Annotated in this window: 30 protein-coding genes, 1 pseudogene and 1 riboswitch; of the genes and pseudogenes, 18 read left to right on the forward strand and 13 right to left on the reverse strand. The window is 67.1% G+C overall.

Going from position 1 to position 24201, the window contains the following annotated elements; genetic code table 11:
* Nucleotides 1-48: 48 nt before the first annotated feature.
* The gene (gene map, locus ACIGJD_RS15775; protein ID WP_483686986.1) at nucleotides 49-822 is read left to right on the forward strand and encodes a type I methionyl aminopeptidase; all 774 of its coding nucleotides are present in this window, start codon (nucleotides 49-51) and stop codon (nucleotides 820-822) included.
* A gap of 184 nt (nucleotides 823-1006) precedes the next feature.
* On the opposite strand, the gene ACIGJD_RS15780 is transcribed toward map, so the two are convergent.
* Complete coding sequence (locus ACIGJD_RS15780) at nucleotides 1007-1525, reverse strand: N-acetyltransferase family protein (protein WP_483686987.1); 519 nt, start codon at nucleotides 1523-1525, stop codon at nucleotides 1007-1009.
* A gap of 148 nt (nucleotides 1526-1673) precedes the next feature.
* Between ACIGJD_RS15780 and ACIGJD_RS15785 the strand changes: the two genes are divergently transcribed.
* Complete coding sequence (locus tag ACIGJD_RS15785) at nucleotides 1674-2057, forward strand: hypothetical protein (protein ID WP_483686988.1); 384 nt, start codon at nucleotides 1674-1676, stop codon at nucleotides 2055-2057.
* On the opposite strand, the gene ACIGJD_RS15790 is transcribed toward ACIGJD_RS15785, so the two are convergent.
* A complete protein-coding gene (locus ACIGJD_RS15790) occupies nucleotides 2026-4002 on the reverse strand; it encodes an APC family permease (protein WP_483686989.1) in 1977 nt (658 codons plus the stop codon). The genes ACIGJD_RS15785 and ACIGJD_RS15790 overlap by 32 nt on opposite strands.
* A gap of 208 nt (nucleotides 4003-4210) precedes the next feature.
* Here ACIGJD_RS15790 and ACIGJD_RS15795 point away from each other — a divergent pair, with 208 nt between their 5' ends.
* From ACIGJD_RS15795 to ACIGJD_RS15805, 3 genes are all read left to right on the forward strand, one after another.
* Nucleotides 4211-4411, forward strand: a complete 201-nt coding sequence (locus ACIGJD_RS15795) for a DUF2795 domain-containing protein (protein ID WP_483686990.1) — start codon at nucleotides 4211-4213, stop codon at nucleotides 4409-4411.
* A 58-nt stretch (nucleotides 4412-4469) separates the two neighbouring features.
* Nucleotides 4470-5216 (forward strand): ABC transporter permease, encoded by a 747-nt coding sequence (locus tag ACIGJD_RS15800; protein ID WP_483686991.1) that lies wholly within the window; start codon nucleotides 4470-4472, stop codon nucleotides 5214-5216.
* A gap of 81 nt (nucleotides 5217-5297) precedes the next feature.
* Nucleotides 5298-6509 carry a sensor histidine kinase gene (locus ACIGJD_RS15805; protein ID WP_483689519.1) on the forward strand — a complete coding sequence of 404 codons (1212 nt, stop codon included), beginning with the start codon at nucleotides 5298-5300 and terminating at the stop codon, nucleotides 6507-6509.
* 54 nt (nucleotides 6510-6563) lie between these two features.
* Here ACIGJD_RS15805 and ACIGJD_RS15810 read toward each other — a convergent pair whose 3' ends face one another.
* Nucleotides 6564-8237 carry an alkaline phosphatase family protein gene (locus ACIGJD_RS15810; RefSeq protein ID WP_483686992.1) on the reverse strand — a complete coding sequence of 558 codons (1674 nt, stop codon included), beginning with the start codon at nucleotides 8235-8237 and terminating at the stop codon, nucleotides 6564-6566.
* Nucleotides 8238-8598: 361 nt separating this feature from the next.
* Nucleotides 8599-9144, reverse strand: a complete 546-nt coding sequence (locus ACIGJD_RS15815; RefSeq protein WP_286398699.1) for a YceI family protein — start codon at nucleotides 9142-9144, stop codon at nucleotides 8599-8601.
* Between the two features lie 143 nt (nucleotides 9145-9287).
* Here ACIGJD_RS15815 and ACIGJD_RS15820 point away from each other — a divergent pair, with 143 nt between their 5' ends.
* Together ACIGJD_RS15820 and ACIGJD_RS15825 are read left to right on the forward strand one after the other, a co-directional pair.
* Nucleotides 9288-9716: a hypothetical protein gene (locus tag ACIGJD_RS15820; protein ID WP_483686993.1), complete on the forward strand. Its 429-nt coding sequence runs from the start codon at nucleotides 9288-9290 to the stop codon at nucleotides 9714-9716.
* Between the two features lie 41 nt (nucleotides 9717-9757).
* The gene (locus ACIGJD_RS15825; RefSeq protein ID WP_483686994.1) at nucleotides 9758-10483 is read left to right on the forward strand and encodes a CDP-alcohol phosphatidyltransferase family protein; all 726 of its coding nucleotides are present in this window, start codon (nucleotides 9758-9760) and stop codon (nucleotides 10481-10483) included.
* A gap of 27 nt (nucleotides 10484-10510) precedes the next feature.
* Here ACIGJD_RS15825 and ACIGJD_RS15830 read toward each other — a convergent pair whose 3' ends face one another.
* The 6 genes from ACIGJD_RS15830 to ACIGJD_RS15855 form a co-directional block, all read right to left on the reverse strand.
* On the reverse strand, nucleotides 10511-10879 hold the full coding sequence (locus tag ACIGJD_RS15830; RefSeq protein ID WP_376976665.1) for a fluoride efflux transporter FluC: 369 nt from the start codon (nucleotides 10877-10879) through the stop codon (nucleotides 10511-10513).
* A 5-nt stretch (nucleotides 10880-10884) separates the two neighbouring features.
* Nucleotides 10885-11487, reverse strand: coding sequence for a fluoride efflux transporter FluC (locus tag ACIGJD_RS15835; RefSeq protein WP_483686995.1), 603 nt, complete (start codon nucleotides 11485-11487; stop codon nucleotides 10885-10887).
* Complete coding sequence (locus tag ACIGJD_RS15840; protein ID WP_483686996.1) at nucleotides 11484-12035, reverse strand: universal stress protein; 552 nt, start codon at nucleotides 12033-12035, stop codon at nucleotides 11484-11486. The genes ACIGJD_RS15835 and ACIGJD_RS15840 overlap by 4 nt, the downstream gene beginning before the upstream one ends.
* A 70-nt stretch (nucleotides 12036-12105) precedes the next feature.
* Nucleotides 12106-12196, reverse strand: a riboswitch (Fluoride riboswitch).
* A 72-nt stretch (nucleotides 12197-12268) separates the two neighbouring features.
* Nucleotides 12269-13093, reverse strand: a complete 825-nt coding sequence (locus ACIGJD_RS15845) for an alpha/beta fold hydrolase (protein ID WP_483686997.1) — start codon at nucleotides 13091-13093, stop codon at nucleotides 12269-12271.
* A gap of 57 nt (nucleotides 13094-13150) precedes the next feature.
* Complete coding sequence (locus ACIGJD_RS15850) at nucleotides 13151-13822, reverse strand: haloacid dehalogenase type II (protein ID WP_483686998.1); 672 nt, start codon at nucleotides 13820-13822, stop codon at nucleotides 13151-13153.
* A 48-nt stretch (nucleotides 13823-13870) separates the two neighbouring features.
* Nucleotides 13871-14479: a flavodoxin family protein gene (locus tag ACIGJD_RS15855; protein WP_483686999.1), complete on the reverse strand. Its 609-nt coding sequence runs from the start codon at nucleotides 14477-14479 to the stop codon at nucleotides 13871-13873.
* Nucleotides 14480-14645: 166 nt separating this feature from the next.
* On the opposite strand from ACIGJD_RS15855, the gene ACIGJD_RS15860 reads away from it, so the two are divergent.
* From ACIGJD_RS15860 to ACIGJD_RS15880, 5 genes and pseudogenes are all read left to right on the forward strand, one after another.
* The gene (locus ACIGJD_RS15860; RefSeq protein ID WP_483687000.1) at nucleotides 14646-15089 is read left to right on the forward strand and encodes a hypothetical protein; all 444 of its coding nucleotides are present in this window, start codon (nucleotides 14646-14648) and stop codon (nucleotides 15087-15089) included.
* A 56-nt stretch (nucleotides 15090-15145) separates the two neighbouring features.
* Nucleotides 15146-15553: a four-helix bundle copper-binding protein gene (locus ACIGJD_RS15865; protein WP_483687001.1), complete on the forward strand. Its 408-nt coding sequence runs from the start codon at nucleotides 15146-15148 to the stop codon at nucleotides 15551-15553.
* A 254-nt stretch (nucleotides 15554-15807) separates the two neighbouring features.
* A pseudogene (locus tag ACIGJD_RS15870) lies at nucleotides 15808-15942 on the forward strand (DUF4193 family protein); the annotation flags it as partial.
* Between the two features lie 50 nt (nucleotides 15943-15992).
* On the forward strand, nucleotides 15993-17339 hold the full coding sequence (locus ACIGJD_RS15875; protein ID WP_483687002.1) for an APC family permease: 1347 nt from the start codon (nucleotides 15993-15995) through the stop codon (nucleotides 17337-17339).
* 284 nt (nucleotides 17340-17623) lie between these two features.
* On the forward strand, nucleotides 17624-19945 hold the full coding sequence (locus tag ACIGJD_RS15880; protein WP_483687003.1) for an HAD-IC family P-type ATPase: 2322 nt from the start codon (nucleotides 17624-17626) through the stop codon (nucleotides 19943-19945).
* Between the two features lie 33 nt (nucleotides 19946-19978).
* On the opposite strand, the gene ACIGJD_RS15885 is transcribed toward ACIGJD_RS15880, so the two are convergent.
* The 3 genes from ACIGJD_RS15885 to ACIGJD_RS15895 are packed head-to-tail and all read right to left on the reverse strand — an operon-like array spanning nucleotide 19979 to nucleotide 21075.
* Nucleotides 19979-20356, reverse strand: coding sequence for a DsrE family protein (locus ACIGJD_RS15885; RefSeq protein ID WP_483687004.1), 378 nt, complete (start codon nucleotides 20354-20356; stop codon nucleotides 19979-19981).
* Nucleotides 20357-20359: 3 nt separating this feature from the next.
* Complete coding sequence (locus ACIGJD_RS15890) at nucleotides 20360-20773, reverse strand: DUF302 domain-containing protein (RefSeq protein ID WP_483687005.1); 414 nt, start codon at nucleotides 20771-20773, stop codon at nucleotides 20360-20362.
* A gap of 44 nt (nucleotides 20774-20817) precedes the next feature.
* Entirely contained in the window at nucleotides 20818-21075 is a 258-nt protein-coding gene (locus tag ACIGJD_RS15895) for a metal-sensitive transcriptional regulator (RefSeq protein WP_483687006.1), read from the reverse strand.
* A gap of 124 nt (nucleotides 21076-21199) precedes the next feature.
* Here ACIGJD_RS15895 and ACIGJD_RS15900 point away from each other — a divergent pair, with 124 nt between their 5' ends.
* The 6 genes from ACIGJD_RS15900 to ACIGJD_RS15925 all read left to right on the forward strand — a co-directional run bounded on the left by ACIGJD_RS15900 (nucleotide 21200) and on the right by ACIGJD_RS15925 (nucleotide 24136).
* Nucleotides 21200-21817: a rhodanese-like domain-containing protein gene (locus tag ACIGJD_RS15900; RefSeq protein WP_483687007.1), complete on the forward strand. Its 618-nt coding sequence runs from the start codon at nucleotides 21200-21202 to the stop codon at nucleotides 21815-21817.
* A complete protein-coding gene (locus ACIGJD_RS15905) occupies nucleotides 21814-22572 on the forward strand; it encodes a sulfite exporter TauE/SafE family protein (RefSeq protein WP_286398723.1) in 759 nt (252 codons plus the stop codon). Before ACIGJD_RS15900 ends, ACIGJD_RS15905 begins: the two co-directional genes overlap by 4 nt.
* A gap of 22 nt (nucleotides 22573-22594) precedes the next feature.
* The gene (locus ACIGJD_RS15910; protein WP_286398726.1) at nucleotides 22595-22936 is read left to right on the forward strand and encodes a rhodanese-like domain-containing protein; all 342 of its coding nucleotides are present in this window, start codon (nucleotides 22595-22597) and stop codon (nucleotides 22934-22936) included.
* A gap of 47 nt (nucleotides 22937-22983) precedes the next feature.
* Nucleotides 22984-23280: a rhodanese-like domain-containing protein gene (locus ACIGJD_RS15915; protein ID WP_286398729.1), complete on the forward strand. Its 297-nt coding sequence runs from the start codon at nucleotides 22984-22986 to the stop codon at nucleotides 23278-23280.
* A 78-nt stretch (nucleotides 23281-23358) separates the two neighbouring features.
* Complete coding sequence (gene trxA / locus ACIGJD_RS15920) at nucleotides 23359-23721, forward strand: thioredoxin (RefSeq protein ID WP_483687008.1); 363 nt, start codon at nucleotides 23359-23361, stop codon at nucleotides 23719-23721.
* A 4-nt stretch (nucleotides 23722-23725) separates the two neighbouring features.
* Nucleotides 23726-24136, forward strand: coding sequence for a rhodanese-like domain-containing protein (locus tag ACIGJD_RS15925; RefSeq protein WP_483687009.1), 411 nt, complete (start codon nucleotides 23726-23728; stop codon nucleotides 24134-24136).
* The last annotated feature ends 65 nt before the right edge of the window (nucleotides 24137-24201 follow it).

The following is a 24201-nucleotide window of genomic DNA, read 5'->3' on the forward strand; positions in this document are numbered from 1 at the left end:
AAATAGGATGGCCCCTAGAGCTTTTGGCCGCAGACGAAGGGCGCCGCAATGATCGAGATCCTGAACCCCGCTGAAGTGGCCCGCGCACGGGAGACCGGTGCGCTGGTGGCTGACATCCTGCAGGCCATGAAGAACCGCGCCACCGTGGGCACCAACCTGCTGGACATCGACCAGTGGACCAAGGAGATGATCACCGAGGCCGGGGCCGAGTCCTGTTACGTGGACTACGCGCCGTCGTTCGGCCGCGGGCCCTTCGGCCACTACATCTGCACGGGCGTCAACGATGCCGTGCTGCACGGGCTGCCCCACAACTATGAACTGGCCGACGGCGACCTGCTCACCCTGGACCTCGCCGTCGTCAACAACGGGGTTGCCGCCGACGCCGCCATCAGCTTCCTCGTGGGTGACTCCAAGCCGGCCGAAAGCGTGGCGATGATCGAAACCACCGAGCGCGCCCTGGCCGCCGGGATAGCCGCCGCCGGGCCGAATGCCAAAATCGGCGACATCTCCTACGCCATCGGCCGCGTCCTCACTGATGCGGGGTACCCCATCAACACCCAGTTCGGCGGCCACGGCATCGGCTCCACCATGCACCAGGACCCGCATGTGCCCAACATGGGCCGGCCCGGGCGCGGCTTCAAGCTCCGGCCCGGGCTGCTGCTGGCACTGGAGCCGTGGATCATGGCGGACACGGCGGAGCTGGTGACGGACGACGACGGGTGGACGCTTCGGAGCGCCACTGGCTGCCGGACGGCCCACACGGAGCACACTATTGCCATTACCGACGACGGCGCCGAGATCCTGACGCTACCGTCACGGTAGGTGCGGGCGGGTTAGCCCGCTGCCGCCGTGGCCACTGCGGCAGCGGGCTAACCCGCCCGCACCAGCAGGAGCAGGACCACGAACATCGCCTGCAGGTTCATCCTGGGCCCCCGGGGTTTCACTACCCGCATACGTCCAGTCTAGGCACCGGCCGCAGGCGCGGACCCGGCGCCGGGCGGTTCTTCTACTCGGTCCCGGCCACGTGGCTGCGTCGTTCCAGGAGCAGCGTGTCCTGCCAGTGGCCCGCCTTGGGGCCGTGGCTGATCCGGGCAATCCGCTCCCGGGTCCCCACCACCCGGAAGCCCAGCTTTTGGTGCAAGGCCAGGCTCGCCGCGTTCTCCGGGAAGATGCTGGACTGGATGGTCCAGATGCCTGCGGCTTCCGTCGGCTCAATCAGGGCGTTCAGGAGCAGCCGGCCCACGCCCCGGCCCTGTGCCTGCGGCGCAACATAGATCGAGTGCTCCACCAGGCCCCGGTACACCTCCCGCGACGAAACGCGCGAGACCGCGGCCCAGCCCAGAACCCTCCCCGCATCCTCGGCGACTATCCGGTGCCCCGGCAACCGCACGCCGTCGAACGCTTCCCACGTGGGCGGCTCGCTCTCAAAGGTCGCCTCCCCCGTGGCGATGCCGGCGGCGTAGATCGCGTGGACCGCGTCCCAGTCGTCGGGGCACATGGGGCGGATGGTGACGGGAGTGTCCATGCGTCCCATTATGGTGCCAGCCCGAGCCCCTCCCGACCGCATCGGACGGGCATCAAAGTTTCGTTAATAAAACGGCCTGCCTGTCCCGGTTGCGGCTTCCCGGTTCTTTGATGGAGTCATAGGCGTTTGGTGAAGGCAGGGAGCGCAGATGCGGTGGGATGAAACCCCCGAGGACCGCCGCAGGGTCAAGTTTGCGGCGGCGGCCGGGTCCGTGGAGGGCTACGGCGGCCGCGGGGTGAACGGCCGCGCCCTCCACCCGGCCGGCTACCTCTTCCCCGACCAAAACGGCGAACCGTGGTGGGTCATCTTCCAGCCCCTGCCCTCAACCGGCACGCCCGGGCACAAAGTACCCGGCGACATCCTGGCCTGCAACGATTCCTACGGCGACATGGTGCACGTGGTGGTGCTCGCCACGGGCGTGTGGGAGGACGACGCCGAGGCGGCCTTCCGTGCGAATGTCCCGTCCACGCTGGCGGACGCCGCCCGGGTTGCGGCCGCGGTCAGCCGACGTGCACCCACGGGCGCTGGGTAACGTCCGGGACCGCCTCGCGCAGGACTTCCCTGGTCACCGGCGCAATCTCACCCTCACCGAGGAACAGGAACCGCACCAGGTTGGTGATCGGGTTGCCCTCGGTCCAGCGGAAGTAGATATGCGGCATGAGCCCGGTGACGTCCCGGATGTGCAGCAGGACGGAGGCGATGGTGTTGGGGACCACCGGCCCGTGGACTTCGAGGATGTGGTACCCGTGCCGGTTCACCCCGCGGACGTGCAGCTCGGTTTCGAAGTCCGACGAATCATCCACCACAACCTCGAGAAACAGGGCGTCACCGGCCAGCGGCAGGTGGCTGACCTCGATGGCCGACTCGAGCTTGTCCCGGTAGGCCTCCGCGGTCATCCGCAGCGGCTCATGCGCGATGATGGCGATGGGGCCGTCCAGGGTGCTGGACATGAACTCCAGTGCCTGCTGGTCCAGGTGCACCCGGGTGGCGTGGAGTTCAAAGGAGCGGCGGACCCTGGACAGCAGCGAGATGACGATGATGCCCAGGATGAAGATGGCCGCGATCCGGATGCCCTCCGGCCGTTCGAAGATGTTGGCCACCGTGGTGTAGGCGAACACCACGGAAATGGCGCCGAAGCCCACGGTGAGGTTCCGTTGCCTGCGCCGGCGCGCCGACAACGTGACGGCCACCGCGGCGGAGGTCATCAGCACCAGGACGCCGGTGGCGTAGGCACCGCCCTGGGCGTCGACGTCGGCCTTGAAAATAAAGGTGATCAGGAACCCAACCAGGGTGAAGACGAGCACCAACGGCCGGACGGCCTTGGCCCAGGCCGGGGCCATGCCGTACCGCGGCAGGTAGCGGGGCACCAGGTTCAGCAGGCCGGCCATGGCCGACGCGCCGGCAAACCACAGGATGGCGATGGTGCTGATGTCATAAACGCTGCCGAACCCCACGCCGAGGTATTCGTGCGCCAGGTAGGCCAGGGCCCGGCCGTTCGCCTGGCCACCGGGCTGGAATTCCTGTTCCGGGATCAGGACCACCGTGATGAAGCTGGAGGTCAGCAGGAAAGCGCTCATGATCACCGCGGCGGTGGTGAGCATGCGGCGGGTACCGCGGATGCGGCCGGCGGGGTTTTCCTCCGTGTCCTCCGCTGACCCCAGGACCTGCGGCATCACGGCGACGCCGGTTTCGAAGCCGGACAGGCCCAGTGCCAGCTTAGGGAACACGAGCAGGGCGATGGCGACGGCCATCACCGGATTTCCGTGCGACACCCACAGGTTGCTCCACCAGTCCCCCGCGGCTGCCGGGTGCGAGAGTACCTGCGCGAACGTCACGGCCACCACGATGGCGTTCAGGCCCAGGTAGAACACCACCAGGACGACGGCGATGCCGATGGCTTCCTTGAACCCGCGCAGGAACACTGCTGCCAGCAAGGCCAGCAGGAAAAGCGTGACGGGAACGTTCTGGCCCTGGAGCCACCCGGGAGCCACCGGGTTGCCCAGCAGGTGCGCGGTGGCATCGGCTGCCGAAAGGGTCATGGTGATCATGAAGTCAGTGGCCGCGAACCCCAGGAGGACCAGCACCAGCAGTTTGCCGCCCCAGCGCGGCAGCAGCCGCTCGAGCATGGCGATGGAGCCCTCACCGCGGGGGCTTTCACCGGCAACCCTGCGGTACACCGGCAGGGCACCCAGCAGGGTCACCGCCACCAGCACCAGGGTGGCCAGCGGGGAGATGACCCCTGCAGCCAGCGCGGCGATGGCCGGCTGGTAGCCCAAAGTGGAGAAGTAGTCCACGCCCGTCAGGCACATGACCTGCCACCATGAGTGCTTCTTCTCGTGCTGGGTCGGCACGCCGCCCGGGCCGGGGTGGGCGCCCTTGCTGTCCTGGAGCCCAAACAGCAGCCAGCCCTGGAACGCTTTCCTGCCGCGCACGTGGGGCGCGGAAGGATCCGCCGGGGGCCTGCTTAACGTGGTCATGTCTGCCTTTCCGCGCTGCCCTTTGCACCGCGACCACCTGCGAAGCTAGCACCGGCCAAAGTGGCTGAAGGGCCAAATCGGGATTTCTTAATGATTCCTTGACGCCGGGTTCGCGATGGCAGGCTGCAGGACTAGGATGGCCCCACCGCGGCCTGAACGTGGTGGGCCACGGAAAGTAAAGCCGAACCCCGAAAGGAAACCCGGCACCATGGCAGACACTCCCAACCCCATCCAGATCCAGAAGTTCCTCAGCGGCATCGACTACCCGGCGAAGCGCGCAGACCTGCTGTCCCGCGCCAAGGAATCCGGCGCCGACAACAACGTGATGGAGGCCCTTCAGGCACTCCCCGACCGGGAGTATGACAGCCCGACGACGGTCAGCTCCGCGATTTCGGACAGCAACTCCTAGGGCCGTTTGCTGGGGCCGGCCGTCCATGGCCGGCACCTTGCTTCGCTAAGCTGGCGGCATGCCCGCCCTTGCCACCCTGCTGCCCACCCTGGTGGCCATCGCCATCCTGGCGGCACTTACGGTGGGCATCCTGTGGGGCGCCCGGACGCCGTCGTACCTCTCCCCTGCCCTGGCCATCCTCCGGGGCGCTGCCCAGCTGGCGGTGATCAGCCTGGTGCTGGGCGGGGTCATCACCAACCCGCTGTGGGTGGGCGCGGCCCTGCTGGTCATGTTCAGCGTGGCGTCCGTGACGGCGACCCGCCGGCTCACCTGGTCCTGGCGGCGCTTTGCAGTGGTGGCCGCAACGATGGCCGCAGGCATCCTGGTGACGGTGGCCATCGTGTTTGGAACAGGTGCCATCGAGTTCTCGCCCCGGTATGCACTGGCGGTGGGCGGGATCGTCATCGGCAACTCCATGACCATCGCCACGCTTGCGGGCCGCCGGTTCTTCGAAGCCGTCCTGGAGCAGTGGGACCAGGTGGAGGGCTGGCTGGCACTGGGCGCAACGCCCCGGCAGGCCACCCTGATCCAGGCCCGGCAGGCGGTGCACTCGGCCTTGATCCCGTCCACGGACCAGACCAAGACCACCGGCCTGGTCACGCTCCCAGGCGCGTTCGTGGGCGCCATCTTCGGCGGCGCCTCCCCCCTGGAGGCGGGACGGTTCCAGGTGGTGGTGCTGGCGTCCATCATGGCTGCGGGGTCCATCACCGCCGTGGCGCTGATCGGCTCGCTGGGCAACGTGAAGCTGCGGCCCGAACCGCTGTAACAGCTCCTCGGCCCGGGTCAGCCAAGCGGCTCCCGGGATCTGCCATGATAGTGCGATGTGTGCGCAAGGTTCCCGCCTGTGATGGTAAGCGAGCTGGCCAGGGACGCGATCCTGGCCAGGGCAGGACTCCCCGTGCCGGGGGCGGACCTGGACATCACAGTCCCCCTCCCCTCCAAACGCCTGCAGAACCTGGTGGAACTGGCCAGGACGGTCTGCGGGCAGCCGGTAACGGCCATTAACATCATCACCGAGGACTTGCAGTACCAGGTGGCAACTGCCGGCATGGAACCGTACCTGTGCACGCGGGAGGATTCGATGTGCGCCGTCGGTTTCCTCAGCGGCACTCCCACCGTGCTGGAGGATGCCTCCCTGGATCCCCGCTACAACACCAATCCCTACGTGGACGGCAGGCGGGGCGAAATCAGGTTCTACGCGTCCATCCCGCTGGTGGCCGAGGACGGTTTTGTCCTGGGCACGCTCTGCGCCGGCGCCCGGGAAACCGGACAGCTGAGCGACCGGCAGCTCAAGGGACTGGAGATCCTGGCCGCCGAGGTGGTGGACGCCCTGCAACTCGAGCACCGGGCCCGGCAGCTCGCCGATGCCCTGGCCGAGGCACACCGCAGCAACGCACTCCTGGCCGAGTTCGCGGGCCGGATCAGCCATGACCTCCGCAACCCCCTCACCTCCGTCCTGGGCTACGTGGAACTGGCCAGGGACGAGGCCGGGGAACTCGATGATCCGGCCATTGCCGGGTACCTGGACACGGTGGCAAGTTCCGGCCAGCGCATGCTGTCCATGGTGAAGGACGTGCTGTCCTACGCCACGATCGGCGGGGACGTCCGGCCGGCCGAGGTGTCCCTGGCGGACCTGGTGCGGGACATCAGCCAGGACCTGTCCGCCAGCATCGAAGCCTACGGCGCTTCGGTGGAGTGCGATGACCTGGCCTTCACTGCGGATGCCGTCCAGATGCGCGTGCTGCTGCAGAATCTGGTCCACAACGCCATCACCTACAGCCGGCCCGGAGTCCCGCCGGTCATCCGTGTGACTGGCCACCGGTCGGAGGACGGGGCAACACTGCGGGTGATCGACAACGGCAAAGGCATCAGCGAAGGGGACCGCAAACGCGTCCTGGACCCGCTGGTCCGCCTGTACCGGGAGGACGACCCGCCGGGCACCGGACTTGGCTTGGCCACGGCTGCCCGCATCGCCTCCGCGAACGGCGGGTGGCTTGAGATCGGCCCCGTGCCCGGCCAAGGCACCATGGTCACCGTCCACCTGGGCGGGAACAGCTAAAACGCGGGGACGGCTAAGACGCGGAACAGCTGAGACATCGAGACGGCTGCCGCGCTAGTACGTCGTGGCGTTGGCCAGGATGTGCGGTGGCAGGGGCGCCTGGTTGAAATCGAAAGCCCTCGTCAGGTCTCCCAGCAGCGGGCTGTTTTCCCTCACGTCAGGGCGAGGGTCGGGACGGCCGTCGGTGGCGGGGTCCAGTCGTTGGCCGTGCAGGAAGTCGTCCTCGATGAACTTGAGGTAGGCGTCCTGGCTCAGCGTCTGGTGGTCGATGTAGCCCTGTTTGGCGTACGGACTGATGATCAGGCTTGGAACGCGGAACCCGTAGCCGTTGGCATCGGCCGCCGGTGGTGCCACGTGGTCGTAAAAGCCGCCCCAGTCGTCCCAGTTGAGGAAGATGGCGGTGCTGTCCCAGTCTGGACCGCTCATGATGGCGTTGATCAGCCCCGTCACGTAGGCCTGTCCCGCACTGATTTTTGCCGGTGCATGTTCACTGACCTTGTCGGTGGGGGCGATCCACGTGACGGCGGGCAGGGTGCCCTGCCGCGCAGCGTCGTAGAAGTTCGTCAGGGGCTGGATGTTACCCAGTTCGCCGTCCTGTTTGACGGTGTCGAAGTACAGCAGCGGGTTCCACAGGCCCGGGGTCTTGGCGTCCTGCTTCACGGGCGCGCAGGTGGCGGCGTCGTTGCGGCAGTCCGGTTCGGTGCCGTTGAACACGTAGTAGGCCCAGGGGACGTGCTGCTGGTGGAGCAGGTACGTCAGGTCGGTCCACGCGTAGTCGGGCTGCTGCAGGTGCTTCGCTGCCTCGGACAGCTGCTGCTTCAGGCCGTCCGGAACGTTGGCGGCGTCGACGGCGGCCTGGCAGGCAGGGTAGGTGTCCGTAGGTTTGCAGCTGGTGCTAATGAGCTGGTCCAGTTCCGCGGCCAGCCCGGCACTGACCCCCGCACTCGCCAGTGCCTGCCTGCAGGGGGCTAGGTCCGCGGCCTGCTGGCATTTGCCGATCAGGGTGTTGTTGATGATTTCCGGGTCCGGGCCGGAGTCAGGGTTCTGGAGGGCGTTGGAGCACGACGACGGGTCCCCGGCTTTGGTGCACTTGGCGGACCATTCGGAGACCAGGTAGAGGTGGGCGGGCAGGCTCCAGGCGGAGGCGGAGGCGAACATGTGGTCCTGGAGGGTGAAGTTTTTGGCGTAGTCCCAGTAGTTGGGCAGGTCCCGCTGGTCGTGGTAGCCCATCACGTCCGTTGCGGTTGTCTTGTAGCGGCAGTTGGCCTGGGTGGCCGCGCACCCGGCCAGGCCCTTCTCCGCCTGGGCCACGAACCCGTCCATGGCCCCGTTGTTGAGGTCGGCCACTTCGTCATTGTGGCTGTGCGGGCCGCCGGCATTGCTGTCCTTCGGGTTGTAGAAGGGCTTGACGCATCCGCCGTTGGCCGGGTCCGGAAGGCATACCGCCGGTTTCCCGTTTTGCATGGGAATGCCCTCGGCGCCGGGGAACGTGCCGAAGTAGGTGTCGAAGGAGCGGTTTTCCTGGCTGATGATCACCACGTGCTTGATTTTGCCGATTCCGGCCGCCGGGCCACCGCCCGGGCTGGCCGGGGAACCGCCCCCGGCCAGGACGTAGGTCAGCAGCATCCCCACCACGAGCCAGGCCGCGGCCGCCGGAAGTCCCCCGAAGCCAACCAGCACTGCGGCCAGCGGCCGCCACTTGGGACCGCTGAGCCTAATCACTGGCACGGCTCACACGGGATGCTGTTTTCCCCGCTGATGCGCATGGCGCCTCCTGTCGCTCGGGCGGTCCGGACGGCGCGAGCTGCAGATCCGCAGCCGCAAGGCCTTCAGCGCCGATGGGTGGCTACACACTCGCATATCGCCGCTTGGCAGTGATGGAAAGCCGGCTGGGAATTTGCCCACAATCCGGGCGGACCGAGCCACCATCGAAGTGGCCTCGGCGCTGCGCAGGTTCATTTCCGCGACGCAAAAACGATGGCGCTACCGGTATTCCGGTAGCGCCATGGTTTTTGCGCGTCGAAAGTACTCCAACGCGTCGAAAGTACTGCCGCGCGTCGAAAATGTAGTTGAGGGTCGGGAGGTGCTGCTAGCCCTGCTTGACCAGCGCCGCCTCGAGGTTGATCTTCACCTTGTCGCTGACCAGCACGCCGCCGGCCTCCAGGGCCGCGTTCCAGGTCAGCCCGAATTCCTTGCGGCTGATCTCGGTTTCCGCGGAGAAGCCGGCGCGGGTGGCACCGAAGGGATCCACAGCCACGCCGGTGAACTCCACCTCAAGTTCGACGGGCCGGGTGACGCCCTTGATGGTGAGGTCCCCGGTCAGGGTGTAGTCCTCGCCGTCGCCTTCGATGGAGGTGCCGCGGAACGTCATCTCCGGGTACTGCTCCACATCGAAGAAGTCTGCCCCGCGCACATGTCCGTCACGGTTGGCGTCGCCGGAGTCGAAGCTGGCGGTGGAGACCGTGGCGTGCACGGACGAGTCTGCCAGGGATTCACCCACGCGAGCCTCCGCCGACGCCTCGGTGAAGCGGCCCCGGACCTTGCTGATCCCGGCATGGCGGACGCTGAAGCCGATCTCGCTGTGGGCCATGTCCAGGGTCCACGTTCCCGGCGTTAGTTCCTTGGGAAGGGTCATCGCTGTTCTCCTTACTCGTAGGCGCAGGCGCAAGTGCCCGCTAAAGGCGCAATATTCCAGACGCCCCTAAATATTCCCCACAAAACCCGCAGGCATAACAGGGCCGGTTGAACCTGACGCGAATTTCCGGCGTATACATAAGCGTGGCTCTACGACTCTTGACCGGACTGGCGCTGTTCATCGATGCCGGCGTCCATTTCTTCCTTGCCCCGGGCTACCCGTACGCCCAGCCCGGGACCGTCAGCCAAGGCACCCTTTTCCTGCTCGAAGCGGCGGCTGCGCTGGTGGTGGGCCTGTACGTCCTGATCCGCGGCAGCAGGGCCGCCTACGCCCTGGCGCTGGTGGTGGCACTCAGCGCATTCGCCGCCGTCGTGCTCTACCGGTATGTGGACATCCCGGCGTTCGGGCCCATCCCCGCCATGTACGACCCCGTCTGGTTCTTCTCCAAAGCCCTCAGCGCCGTGGCCGAAGGCGCCGGGGCCCTGCTGGCGCTCGCCGGCCTGGTCCGGACCCGACGCAAGGCAAGGTACGACGACGGCACCAGGGTTCCGGCCGGGCGTCGCCGGCGATGAGGATCACCGCAGCCGTTGTTAGCATGCGAGGGGAGGTGCCGATGAGCGCAGCTGAACGGGCAGTGCCGGACGCGCTGGCCACCCTCACCGCGTACGGGTTGGCGGCACTGTGGCTGCTCGCTTTAACCCCGTCCGGGCTGGTGGCCCAGCTGGCCGGGTTGTGCGCCGGCGCGGTGGTGGTCGGGGCCGCCGTCGGCTCCATCCTGCGGCGCCTCCCGCGCTTCTCAACCCCGGCGGACCGCGTTACCCTGTTGCGCGCCGTCCTCATTGCCCTCTGCGCCGCGCTGGCGGCGGCGCAGCTCTTTTCCGGGGCCAGCACCGATCTGCTCCTGCCCATGCTGGGTGGTGCCGCGTTCCTCCTGGATGGGGTCGATGGTGCGGTGGCCCGGCGCACCGGCACCTCGTCGGCGGAAGGGGCCCGCTTTGACGGCGCCACGGACGCTGCCCTGGTCCTGGTCCTGTCGGTAGCAACTGCCGCCGTCGTGGGTCCGTGGACGCTGGCCATCGGAGCCATGTACTACGCGTTCACGGTGGCAGGCTTCTTCCGGCCGCACCTCCGCGCCACGCTGCCGCCGAGCTTGACCCGCAAGGCGATCGGGGCGTGCCAGCCGTTTGCATTGCTGGTGGCGCTGCTGCCCGGGATGCCTTCCGCTGCGGCAGTTGCCGCGCCGGCCCTGGCCCTCGGCCTGCTCGCCTTTTCCTTTGCCCGGGACGTGGTCCAGCTGGAAAGCCACCACCGGGCGGTGCTGTTGGACGCCGCCCAGTAAAGCTGCCGGGTGACCTGCCGCAGTTGCCTACAACAGAGTGGCCAGGGCGAGGCCGGCCGCAGCGGCGCCCACAGCCGCTGCCGCGGTCCCGATTCCGTTGAGGAGGGCCAGGCCGGTGCGGCCGGACTGGATGAGCCGGACGGTTTCGAAACTGGCCGTGCTGAAGGTGGTGTAGCCGCCCAGGAATCCGGTCCCGGCGATGGCCTGCAGCTCCACGGGTGCGGCATGGAAGATGACCGCACCCGCGACAAGGCCCAGCAGGAAGGATCCGGTGATGTTGATGGCGATGGTGCCGACCGGCAGGGCGGTGCGGAGTTTGGAGCGGACCAGCCCGTCCACAACGAAGCGGGTTCCGGCGCCCAAGCCGCCGGCCAACCCCAGCAGGACGATAACCAGCGGGTTCACCGGCCCGCCCCCTGCCGGTTGGTGGCCCCGGTGTTGGCCCGGGAGTGGTGGCTGGCAGCCAACCAGATTCCCGCCACTGTTGCCCCGGCACCGCCGATCAGGGTCGCGGCGAGGTAGAGCAGCCCGTCCGCGACCCGTCCGGCGTCCAGGAGGGTGTTGGTTTCCAGGGCGAGCGTGCTGTAGGTGGTGAACGCGCCCATGAACCCGGTCCCGGCGAGCAGGCGGATGATCCTGCGCGTTCCGGTATCCGGGCCGCGGCGCACCAGCGCTTCCAGCAGGGCGCCGAGCAGGAGGGCCCCGGCCAGGTTGATCACGAGGGTGGGCAGCGGCCATCCGCCCGGTGCAGGCAACAGCATGCTGAGCCCGTAGCGGGCCAGGGCGCCAAACACGCCCCCGGCGATCACCACCAGGACATATCCGGGGTGGAGGTGGACCGGGCGGTGGGCTCGGACGTCCCCCAGGGTCCCCGCATCGGGGTCGATATCTGCAGCGGTTTGTTCCCCCGTGTCGCTGCCTGCCGGACGCAGGTGGTCCTCTCCTGCTGGTGCCCCCGAGGTGCGGGACGATGCTGCGGTCCCGGGAATGGGCGGTTCCGTCATCTGCCCTCCTTCGGGTGGTGCTTGGCGTGGGGGGCGAGCGGGACCACCAGGACGGGCCGGTGCTGGCGGTGCGTGAGGTGGACGGCGACGGAGCCCACCAGGAGTTCCTCGAAGCGGGCTCCGAACCCGCGCTCCCGGGTGCCGACGACAATGACCGAAGCGTCCGTGGATTCCGCCAGCCGGCCCAGTGCCCTGGCCGGGTCCCCGGCCAGGGTCACGAAGGACCAGTCAATACCTGCTTCGTGAAGGGCGTCCGCGAGGTGTCCGGAGATGCCGGCGCTGATGCCTTCGATGTCGTCGTCAATGCCGTCGGGGTCGATTGGCAGCGCCTCGGTCCGCCCACCGGGTTCCTCGGCGAGGTAGGTGGTGACGTCGACGTAGGCGCAAATCAGTTTCACGCCCAGGCTGTACGCCAGTTCCGCGGCACGGTGAGCCACGGCCAGCGGCTGGCCCGGGACCACCCCCATCAGCACCGGCCCGCCCATCTTCCCCGGATGGAAGGCATTGCTTCTGCTCGAAGGCGTGGACGGCTTCTCCGGGTCACTCATATGCGCTCCTGTCGCGTGGGGCAGGAAAACCGGGCCGGGATGCGGGCATGGCTCACCTACCTTCGTATCAGCAAAGGCAGGAACCATCAGCCACGAGGCGGTTCGAACACTGCGCACCGTGAGCGCGAAGTGTTCCGGCGGGATCCATCACCGTGAACAGAGACTACAGGCACTCCGGCAGGGACCGCCAGCCATCGCGCAGCCCGGGTCGCGCAGCCCGGGCGCGGAGGTGTCTACTGTCCCTTTGCCAGGTGCTCCGCCATCGCTTTGGCAACGGCGTCCGGTGAATCCTCGGTGGGGATGTGCTTGCCGTCCACCTCCACCAGGTCCGCGTTGGGGATCTCTTCCACGTACCGGCGGGCAAACCCGATCTTCTGGAAGTCGTCGTCCCGGCCCCACACCAGCCGGGTGGGGATGGCAGCTTCCTTGAGGGCCGGCACCAGGTCCAGGGTGAAGCGCGGATCGGCCGCTGCTGCCATGGCCATCCAGGAACGCCCCCGGGCCGGAGACTGCCACGGCGAAAGGTAGTCCGCCAGTTCCTCCTCGCTCAACGTGCGGACGGCGCAGCCCTGGGTGGACTTGCGGCGGGCGGCCAGGAGGTCCTCTTCGGTGGTGTTTGCCCGGACGTCGGGGTCCCGGAAACGCTCGACGGCGGGAACCGGCCAGGAGTCGAACATGACCGCGTTCATCAGCACCATCTTCCGCACCCTCCCGCTGGTGGCGGCGAGCTGCTGGGCCACGCCGCCGCCGATGTCGTGGGCCGCAACGTCGAACTCGCCTATGCCCAGGGCATCCGCAGCCTTGAGCACGGTCTGCGCCAGGGCCGGGACGGTGGCCTGCTCAACGTCCAGCTCTCCCCCGCTCCGGCCAAAGCCCGGAAAGTCCAGCGCGTAGCAGCGGCTGTGTTCGCCCAGCGCCGGCAGGACTGGCTGCCACACACGGCTCCAGAAAGTGCCGTGCAGCAGGATCAGCGGCGGGGCGGACTCATCTCCAGCAGCGAGGTAGGACAGCGGGACGCCGTCCACGTCAACAGTGCGGCGTTCAACGGGCTGGGCCATGGGTGGTTTCCGTTTCGAGGTTGGGACGGGGCTTTTCAACGGCGCCGAGAAGGCTGCCTACGCGGCGAGCACCGCGGGCAGCCCGGTGAGGGCCGGGATGGTGATGTCCGGGGACTGGAAATAGGAGGGGTAGCGGGCACCGGTCCGGTTGATCCACGCGGTCCGCAGCCCGGCTTTGGCTGCCCCGTGGATGTCCCAGGGATGCACGGCGACCAGCAGCATCCCTGAAGGTGCCGCTCCGGCCGCTGTTGCCGCGTACTCGTACGCGGCCCTGGCGGGCTTCCAGGCAGGGGCGTCCTCCACGGAGAGAAGCTGCTCGAATTTGTCCCTGACGCCGCCGGCCACCAACAGTTTGTCGGTGTTGGCCGCGGCGCCGTTGGTCAGGGTGACCAGCCGGTGGCCGGCTGCGGCGAGGGCGCGGATGCCGTCCGGAACGTCCGGGTGAAGGGAAAGGTTCTGCATGGCAGCCATGACGCGTTCGACGGCGGTGTCCAAATTCCCGGAGATTCCTTCGGCGCCCAGCAGGATGCGGAGGGCATCGGCACCGATGGTGGCGAAGGATTCCTGGTCCCCGCTGGCCGCGAGCGCGAACCCGTCACGCAGGAGCGTGGCGAACCAGAGCTTGGCCAACGCGCGTGGTGCCCCAACCTGGGCGAAAGCTTCGCCCAGCGGGGCCATGTCGGAGAGGGTCTCGTTGACGTCAAAAACGATGACCAATGGTTCGGACATGATGTTCCTTTCCTGTTCCGACAGCCAGCCCCGGAGCTGGGTTGCCTGTTACTTGGCCGGGTACTGGTTGGACCGCAGGAGCCTGGCCAGGTGCACGGCATTGCGGGCAAGCCCCGAGTTGGTGGAAGCCACAGGGTCCGGCACCTTCTCAAGGTCCATGAAGTCCACGGTCTGCATCGCCTCCCCCACCCAGTAGGTGCCGCCCTGGGCCGGAAGGCTGAAGCCGACGTCGTTCAATCCCTGCATCATGTCGGCGATGGTTTTGTGGGCCCCGTCCTCGTTTCCCACCACGGCAACCGTGGCGACCTTGCCGTACATGACCGGCCGGCCGTCGTCGTCCGTTTCCGACAGGTCGGCGTCCAGCCGTTCCATGACCTGCTGGGCAACGCTGCAGGGATGGCCCATCCAGATGGGGGTGGAGAGGACCAGGATGTCCGCGGCCAGGATCTTTTCGTGGATTGCGGGCCACGCGTCGCCGTTGCCCATGTCCACCTGCACGCCGCGCTTCACGTCATGGTCCACGATTCGCAGCGACTCGGTGGCCACCCCATAGCCTTCCAGTTCGTCGAGGATGTGCTGGGCCATGAGTTCGCTGCTGGACGGCGCCGGGGAGGGGGTGAGGGTACAGATGAGGGCAAGAGCGGACAACGTTGACATCAGCGGTAGCTCCTTGATTTATTCAATGAAAATAGTCAGTCTACTTAGTAGTAGATCACACGACGCCTGTCCGCACTACGGCCGGCCGCCGTGATCCACCCCTTTCCGCGAGCCGAGCAAGGAGACCTCCACGAAGCCCAAGGCGATGCCCGAAGGAATGATCCGTGTGCCTGCAGCACTGCGGATCCTTTTGGGTTGGCTTCTCCTGGCCGTGCTGCTGGTGGCGGCAGCCTCCTACTCGCAAGGCACCCGGTACGCGCTGGTTGCTGAGTCTGCTCCGGCACTTTCCGCAGTCCAGCAGGAAGCCGTTCCCCACTCCCCTGCACCCCTCGGCGCCATTGCCGGCACTGAACTCCGCCACCCGGGGTCGTCCGTTCACGCCAAGGAAGGCCACGACGCCTCCTGCCCCGAGGACTCCCCACAGCACCACGCGTGCTGCGACCGCTACCCCGCTTCACGCAGCGAACCCGCGCCGACCAAGGCAGCCGCGCCGGACGCGCCCACCGCCTCCGTGGCTGCCGGGCCGCAGCACGTCCTGCAGGTGGCGCAGGAGCCGGCGCCCAGGCGGCAGGCGCTGACGCTGGACCAGCTCTCCATCAGCCGGACGTAAACGGGCCTTCCAGCCTGCCCAACATTACTGACCACGACCGGAAATGAGAGACCCCAATGACCCACGTACAGTCCATGCTGGACACCTACCCCAAAGACCTCGGCAACCTGGACAAGGACAAGCTCGCCGCGTGCATCCAGGCCTGCTTCGAATGCGCCCAAACCTGCACAGCCTGCGCCGACGCCTGCCTGAGTGAGGACATGGTGGCGGAACTGGCCAAGTGCATCCGCACCAACCTCGACTGCGCGGACATCTGCGCAACCACCGGCAACGTCCTTTCCCGCCACACCGGCTACGACGCCAACGTCACCCGGGCAGTCCTGGAAGCCTGCCGGGCCGCGTGCAAGGCGTGTGCTGACGAATGCGGCGGGCACGCCTCCATGCATGAGCACTGCCGAGTCTGCGCCGAATCCTGCCGCCGCTGCGAGCAGGCCTGCGCCGACCTCCTCGCGTCATTGGGCTGAGGCGCCCGGACGCCATGAGGCAAACGAGGCGGGAGCCGCAGGATACATCCGTCGACGACCCCGCCGTTCGGAAGATGCTGGTTAGCCATATCCATTGCGGTGAGCCGATGCCGCTTGTGCAAAGCAACGGCACTCCGCGGGACGGGTCCGGCACGGAAGAAACGGAAGAAGGGGCTGTCACCTACCGGTGCAGCTGCGGCTTCACCTGCGACCACGCGCGCGGATGAGCCCTGGTCAAGAGAAATGAGAACAGCATGGCGACCGCCTACGACGAAGTCCGTTCCGATGTAAAGGAATGCCAGGAGAAGTCCCTTGAAGCACTTCGCGCAGCAAACACTCGCGACGCCCGCAGCGTGGTAACTGAACTGGAAGAAGCCGACTCCGTCGACGGCGTGGAGTGCGAAGGGAAAGCACTGGGCACAAAGGAAGGGACCTTCGTATGACCGCGGACTCCGAATCTCCGAACAAGAAGAAGTTGTCACTGACAGGATCAGTGGCCCTCGGAACAGGGGTGATGATCGGGGCAGGCATTTTTGCCCTTGTAGGCCAAGTGGCGCAACTTGCCGGCAGTTGGGTGCCCTGGGCCTTTTTTGCCGGTGCCGTCGTGGTGGCTTTCAGCTCCTACTCATACATTCGCTACTCTGCCGCCAACCCGTCGTCGGGCGGAATCGCCATGCTGCTCAAAGCCGCCTACGGGCCCGGGGTGGTGGCGGGAACCTTCTCGCTTTTCATGTATGTATCCATGATCCTGGCCGAATCCCTGCTGGGCAGGACGTTCGCTTCATACCTGTTGCGCCCCTTTGGCTTGCAGGGGTCCCCAGTCTGGGTGGCGGTGCTGGCCGTGGCGGCGATCGCCGGCGCAGCCCTGGTCAACCTCGTTGGCAACCGATGGGTGGAGGGTTCCGCAACAGTGACAGCCGGAATCAAGATTGCAGGCATCGCGATCCTGGCGGCGGCCGGCATCATCGCGGCCGGAGCCGGCTCCCTGGGCCGGTTGCTCACCGCCGGGGAACGCACTCCCCCCGAGCAGGGATGGGTGGGCTTCCTGGCTGGAGTTACCTTGTGCATCCTCGCCTACAAAGGCTTCACCACCATCACCAACCAAGGCGCTGACCTCCGCGATCCCAAGCGCAACATCGGCCGTTCCATCATCATCGCCATCGGCCTGTGCACTTTGCTCTACCTGCTGATCACCGCAGCGGTAACGGGAAGCCTCTCGGTAAGCGAAATAACAAAAGCCCGGGACTACGCGCTGGCCGAGGCCGCGGTGCCAACGTTCGGCTCCTGGGGCGTAACCCTCACCGTCGTGATCGCCGTCGTCGCCACTCTCTCCGGGCTGATTGCCAGCCTGTTCTCGGTCTCAAAGCTCTACGACATGCTCCGGGACATGGGGCAGGCTCCCGGACTGCCGGGGAAGGAAGGACACCAATCCCTCTACATCACAGCCGGGCTGGCCATGATCCTGGCCGCATCCTTTGACCTCTCCCAAATCGCCTCCCTTGGCGCAATTCTCTACCTCGCGATGGACATTGCCGTCCACGCCGGTGTCATCTTCCACCTCGCGGACGGCATCCGGGCCAAAACCTGGGTTCCCTGGACGGCCATCGTTCTCGACGCCACCGTGCTGCTGGCCTTCGTATTCGTCAAGGTCCAGTCCGACCCGCTCACTGTCGCCACTACAGGAGCCGTGGCTGCAGCAATCACTGCCGCCCAATGGATTGCGGTCAGGCGCCGGAGCCACCAGGACCAGCCCCACAGGAAATCGCCAGCCCAAGAAACCCGCTAGCAGACGTTCCGGGCGTCATTGCCACTTGGTGTTCATTAATCCAGTTTCAGCCGAGCCGCAGACCGCATGGAGATGGCCGGGCCGACAAGTTGCTGTTGGGCATCTAGCAGCAGGGGCTTCCGGGCCGGGACGGTCGAGCTTGCCCAAAGGCCCGCGGTGCTTGTCCTTGCGGGCGGTTTCCTGCTGCCCGCCGGGCCTTTTGCCTCTTACCCTCCGCACCAAGGGCAGTTGACTGTTAAGGGACGGAAGGGCCGACCGGCCCATACGAAGGGAGAATTTCCGCCGTGGCGGAGGGACTGACATCGGAGGATGCTGCGAGGCTGCTGGCCAAAACGGGCCCGAACGAGGTCCCGGAGCAGCGGGAAGGATGGGCCAGGCGGCTGGCAGCGAAGTTTTGGGCGCCGGTGCCGTGGATGCTGGAGGCCACCGCACTGCTTGAGTTCTCCCTTGGACGGTGGGCTGATGCGTCCCTGGTTGCCGCGGTCCTGGTGCTGAATGCGATGATCGGACTGGTCCAGGAGGGCAGGGCGCAGGAGGCGCTGGCGCTGCTGCGTTCGCGTTTGCAGGTTACGGCCCGGGTCCTCCGGGACGGGGTGTGGCGTCTGGTTCCCGCGGCGGGCCTGGTCCCGGGAGACGTTGTCCACGTACGGTTGGGCGATTTCGTCCCCGCGGACCTGGAAGTGATCGACGGCGATGTGCTGGCCGACCAGTCAAGCCTGACTGGGGAGTCCGCGCCGGTCGAACGGACCGCGGCTTCAACCCTCTACTCGGGAACGGTCATCGTCAGGGGCGAAGCAACATCCCGGGTCCTGAGAACAGGAACCGCCACCTACTTCGGTAAAACAGCGCAGCTTGTAGGTACGTCAGCGCCCAAAGAGCACCTCGGAGGCCTGGTGCTGCGCATGGTGCGCGTCTTTATCGCCGTCGACCTTGTCATCGCCGTAGCGGGCACGGTCTACCTGGCGTGGGCCGGCGCCGGCGTGGAGACCGTACTGTCCCTCGCCGTGGTCCTGCTGCTGGCGTCGGTCCCGGTGGCCCTGCCTGCCGCTTTTGCCTTGGCGGGCGCGCTTGGTGCCCGGCGCCTTGCCCGGGACGGCATCCTCACCACCCGCCTTTCCGTACTGCAGGATGCAGCCGCAATGGAAGTGCTGTGCGTCGACAAGACAGGAACACTGACCCTCAACCAACTCGCCGTCGCATCCGTTACGGGGACGGCAGGCACGGATCCCGGCGAAACCTTGAGGCTGGCCGCCGCTGCCTCCGACGCCGCCACCCAGGATCCGATCGATGTGGCAATCCTGGCCAAGGCGGAGTCGGCGACAAACCCGGGCTGGAAACGGACCGGGTTTACCCCCTTTGACCCTGCAACCAAACGGTCCCAGGCAACCTGGACAGATGGCCAAGGCTCCTTCTTTGAAGTCACCAAGGGCGCTCCCGCCGTCATAACCGCACTGACCGGGTTTGACGACCCCGCAGCAATCTCCCGCATGGCTGCCGAAGGTGCACGGGTCCTGGCCGTGGCAGTGCGGAAGGAAGGTGGACCCTGGACCCATAGCGGGCTGGTGGGATTGGCGGACGCACCCCGCCCCGAAGCTGCCCAGATCCTCAAGGAACTCGCCGGCATGGGTGTCCGCACCATCATGATCACCGGCGACAGCGCCCAAACCGCCACTGCTGTGGCCCGGAAAATCGGCATGCAGGGCACCGTCATCACCCCGGGGCATTTGAAACTTTCTCCCGCCGGCCTCGCCGGGGTCGCCGCCGTCGCCCAGGTCCTCCCCGAACACAAGCACCACCTCGTAAAGGCCCTCCAGCAGGCAGGAAAAATTGTCGGGATGACGGGCGACGGCGTCAACGACGCTCCCGCGCTGAAACAGGCTGAGGTGGGCATCGCCGTCGAGGGGGCCACCGACGTGGCTAAGGCCGCCGCCGGGGCCGTCCTGGCCCGTGGAGGTCTTGGCGACATCGCCGCCCTCGTTGAGGAAAGCCGCCGGATCCACCAGCGGTCGCTCACGTACGCCCTGAACGTCAGCGTCAAGAAAATCGAGGTCCCGCTGCTGCTGGCGCTGGGAGTCTTCGCATGGAAGACGTTCGTCTTCACACCCCTGCTGATGGCCCTGCTCCTGCTGGCCAACGACGTGGTCAGCATGGCAGCCACCAGCGACCGGGCCCAACCCTCCGCACGACCGGACAAATGGCAGCCGGGAAGGATCATTGCCGGCGCCGTTGCCGTGGCCATCCCCATGCTCGCCGCGTCAACTGCCGTCCTGGTCCTGGCCCACGGCCCCTGGCTGCACGCGGGCATCGAGGAACTGCGAACTGTTGTTTTCCTGACCCTCGTCTTCAGCAGCCAACTAACGATCTACATTGTCCGGACAGGGGCCCCGGCATGGCGAGATCCGCCGTCGAAGTGGCTGCTGGCGGCCACAGCCCTGGGCGTCCTGGCCGCCGCCACCCTCGCACTCACCGGCACCCTGATGCCCCCGGTGCCGCCAAACGTGCTGGCCGGGGTAGCGGTCATCGGCTTGGCCGGAGCCCTCATCGCAGATGCGATCAAAGTGCCGGTATTCCGGCGGTTGGGAATCCACAGCAGCCAAGGCAATTAACGCGCAACAGCCTAACGTGGGGCCGGGATGGCGTCAGAGCCGGGCATAGGCCCAGCCGTCCCATTGGCGCTGGGCCAGGTGGGCGATTGCCGCAGGCACGGTTGCCACTCCCGCAGCGAGGTCACCAGCTTCCAGGCCTGCTGACCGGAGGCTGTTGCCGCAGGCGAGGAGTTGCAGGTCCAGCTTCAGCGCGTCGTTGATGGCTTCGGCGGAGAGGACGCCTGCCGCGAGGAGCTTGACGCCGGGGCCCTGGATCACTACTTCGATAGCGGTGGCAGCGCCGAGGGCGGCGCGGGCGTTGGCGGCGCTGCGCAGGATGCCGGCGAGGGCGTCCTGCTCAAGTGGGCCGGCAGCATGGATGAGCAGGCCGCGTTCGCCGCCGTTTCCGGCTTGGCCGTCGATCACCGCCATCAGCTACTGTTCCCCGCCCAGGCTGGCAAGGGCCTTGCGCAGGCGTGTTCCGGCGTCATCCGCCACTTCTTTGACGGAAGCTGCGCTGCTGAGCTGCACCATGGTCTGCGGGTCGATCGCCTCCACCGTGGTCGCTTCGGCAGAGCTGTTGCGGCGGACCACGACATTGCAGGGCAGCAGGGCACCCATTTCCGGTTCGGCGGCGAGGGCACGGCTGGCAAGGGCCGGATTGCAGGCACCAAGGATGACATAATCCCCGACGGCGTCCGCGGCCTCAGCGCCAAGCTTGGCTTCGAAAGTGGACCGGACGTTGATTTCCGTCAGGATTCCGAACCCCTGCGCGGCAAGGGCTTCGCGGGTGCGTTCCACGGCTTCTGCCCAGGGAAGCGAAACGGTGGTGGCCAGGGTGTAGGTCATGATGCTCCTTGAGGTTGTTGCCGGTGGACTGACGGGAGGTGGGCTTAGGCCAGGGAGAGGAAAAGCTTCTCCAGGTCCTTCCGGTCCATGGTTTCGTCTTGTTGGACGATGCACTGCTCCAGCCCGGTGGCGATGATGGCGAAGCCGGCCCGGTCGAGGGCCTTGGATACGGCAGCCAGCTGGGTGACGACATCCTTGCAGTCGCGGCCTTCCTCGAGCATCCGGGTGACGGCGGCGAGCTGGCCCTGGGCACGCTTGAGGCGGTTGATCACGGGCGTGAGTTCGGTGGGGTTCAGTTCCATTAGGGGTCTCCATTGATAAGGGGCTTGGCCTTAACTGTATACCCCCGCGGGTTTTTTGACTACCCCCGGGGGTATCTGCAATACTCGGTGGGGTATCCACCCGACCCCTTCCGAGAGGCCACTTATGACTTCCCCTTCCAAAGCCACCGCCGTCACCGCACTCGCCCCCGAAGCACTCCAGTCCTGGATCAAGGAGCACCAGGACCTCGTGGTGATCGACGTTCGCTCTGCCGCAGAGTTCGAGTCCATGCACATCCGCGGCTCCTACAACGTTCCGCTGCCCCTGCTCTCCGAGCACACCGATGAACTCGCTGCCCGGCTGGGCAGCCGCGTTGTCCTGGTCTGCCAGTCCGGCGTCCGCGCCGAGCAGGCCCGCCAGCGCATGGCCAGCGTTGGCCTGGACACCGCCTACGTCCTCACCGGCGGGGTTCCCGGCTTCGCTGCTGCCGGCGGCGACGTGGTCAAGGGCAAGGACCGCTGGGACCTGGAACGGCAGGTCCGCCTGGCCGCCGGCTCCCTGGTGATGCTTGGCCTGGCCGGCGGCAAGTTCGTCTCCCCCAAGGTCCGCATGCTGGCAGGTGCCATCGGCACCGGGCTGACCTTCTCGGCCGCGACCAACACCTGCGCCATGGGCAAGGCCCTGTCCGCGATGCCGTGGAACAAGGCCGCCAAGGAACCCACCCGCGAAAGCGCCATCCTGCAGCTTCCCGTGCAGACGGCTGAAAAGGGCGCTGCGGCATGATCGCGGCCCTGGGACTGGGGCTCGTCGTCGGCGTCGTACTGGGCGTAGTGGGCGGCGGCGGGTCAATCATCGCCGTTCCGGCGCTGGTGTACGGCGTGGGCATGAGCCCCGCCCAGGCCATCCCCACCTCGCTGCTGGTGGTGGGCATCTCCTCGCTGGCGGCCCTGCTCCCCCGCCTCCGGGAGGGCCTGAACTGGCCCGTGATCGCCCTGGTGGGTGCCGCCGGCATCCCGGCGGCCTGGGCCGGGGCGGCCGTGGGCAAGCTGCTGGATCCCAACATCCTGATGCTCGCATTCGCCGTGATCATGGTGGTCGCGGGCATCCGGATGCTCAAGAAGCCCCGGGAAACCGAGGGATCCTGCAGCGTTGGACCAAACCGGGCCTTCCGATCCTGCGCCCCGAAGGCCGTAGGCGTCGGACTGCTGGTCGGGTTCCTGACCGGACTGCTCGGCGTGGGCGGCGGCTTCCTGATCACCCCCGCGCTCACCATCTTCCTGGGCCTGCGAATGAAGCAGGCCGTGGGAACCTCCCTGGCGATCATCGTCATCAACTCGGCCGCCGGGTTCAGCGCCCACGCGGCCGGCTACACCATCGACTGGGCCACCACCCTGGCATTCGCGGTACCGGCCATCCTCGGTTCCGTATTCGCCGCCCGGCTGGCCCGCCGCCTGCACGACAAGCACATCCGGATCTCATTCGCGGTACTCATCTTCGCCGTCGCGGCGTGGGTCACCGCCGGCACGGTCACCGCCTGACCCTTACCAACAGGAGAACACCATGGGACTTCTCGACTCATTCAAGAAGGCCTTCAGCAAGCCCTACAAAACGATCTCCGTGGCGCAGGCCAAAGAACTCCTGGGCTCCGGCGCCACGCTGATCGATGTGAGGTCCGCCCAGGAGTGGCGCACTGGCCGCGCGCCCCAGGCCAAACACGTTCCCCTGGACCGGCTGCAGACCAGCACTGCCGGCATCCAGAAGGCCCGCCCGGTGATTGCCGTCTGCGCCTCCGGCGTCCGCTCCGCCTCGGCAGCCAGGCTCCTGGCCGCCAAGGGATATGACGCCTACTCGGTGCGCGGCGGCATGGCCGCCTGGCGCCAAGCCGGCGAAGCCGTCCGCTGATCCAACCCAACCCCGCCAGCCGCAACCCATTTCAAAGGAGAACCCCCATGGCTGAAATCACCATCACCGAGACCGACCAGCGCCGCTCCACGGCGCGCATCCTGGATGTCCGCGAGGACTTTGAAGTCGCCGAGGGCATGATCCCCGGTGCCCTGCACATCCCGATGGGCCAGCTGCAGGCCCGCCTGGGCGAGCTCGACCCGGCCGTGCCCGTGATCGCCGTCTGCCGCAGCGGCAACCGCAGCGCCGCCGTGGCCGATGCCCTCAACGGCGTCGGCTACAAGGCAGACACCATGGCCGGCGGCATGACCGCCTGGACCCGCGCCGGACTCCCCACCACCTAAGCCCTGCCCCGCCCCTCGCGGGGCACCAGCAAACCCAGGGCAACCACCCAACTTCGCCCGAAAGGACACCGACAGACCATGGCAACGATCGACATCACCCAGCAATCCTTCGCCCAGACCCTGGAGGACAACAACATTGTCTTCGTCGACTTCTGGGCGGCCTGGTGCGGCCCCTGCCGCATGTTCGCCCCCACCTACGGCGCCGCCGCAGAACGGCACCCGGACATCACCTTCGCCAAGGTGGACACCGAGGCCGAACAGGCACTGGCCGCCGCGGCGAACATCACCTCGATCCCCACACTGATGGCCTTCAAGGACAAGACCCTCATCTTCTCCCAGCCCGGAGCCCTCAACGCCACCGGCCTCGAGGAAGTCATCCAGGCCGTCAAGAACGTGGACATGGACCAGCTCCGGGCCGAAGCCGGACACCAGCACGCCTAAGTCCATGCCGGACCAGCGAACGTTCCGCAGCATCACGGCGGACGAACTCGCCGCGGTATGGCCCCGGGCCACGCTGGTGGACGTCCGGAGCCGGGAGGAGCACGCCACCGCGCACGTCCCGGACAGCCTGAACATTCCCCTGGACGAGCTGGCCTCCCGGCTCAACGACCTGCCAAACAGCACGATCCACCTGATGTGCGGGTCAGGGAAACGCAGCAGCCAGGCCGCACGGTTCCTCACCGACCGCGGGTACACCGCGGTCAACGTGGCCGGCGGGATCACCGAGTGGTACCGGGCAGGCCACCCGGTCAGCTACCAGCAAGCCCACGAAGATCAGCCTCCAGCACCCAAATCCGGTATGGCGGCAGGAATCCTGCACCGCTTCCGCAGGCCATTCCACAGGGAAACCACCTAGGCCGCAGTCCACTTGCGGGATACCCCCGGGGGTATCTATACTGGATGCAGAACAACCCCCAATCC

The sequence above is a fragment of the Arthrobacter sp. E1SS-5 genome (assembly GCF_057073715.1).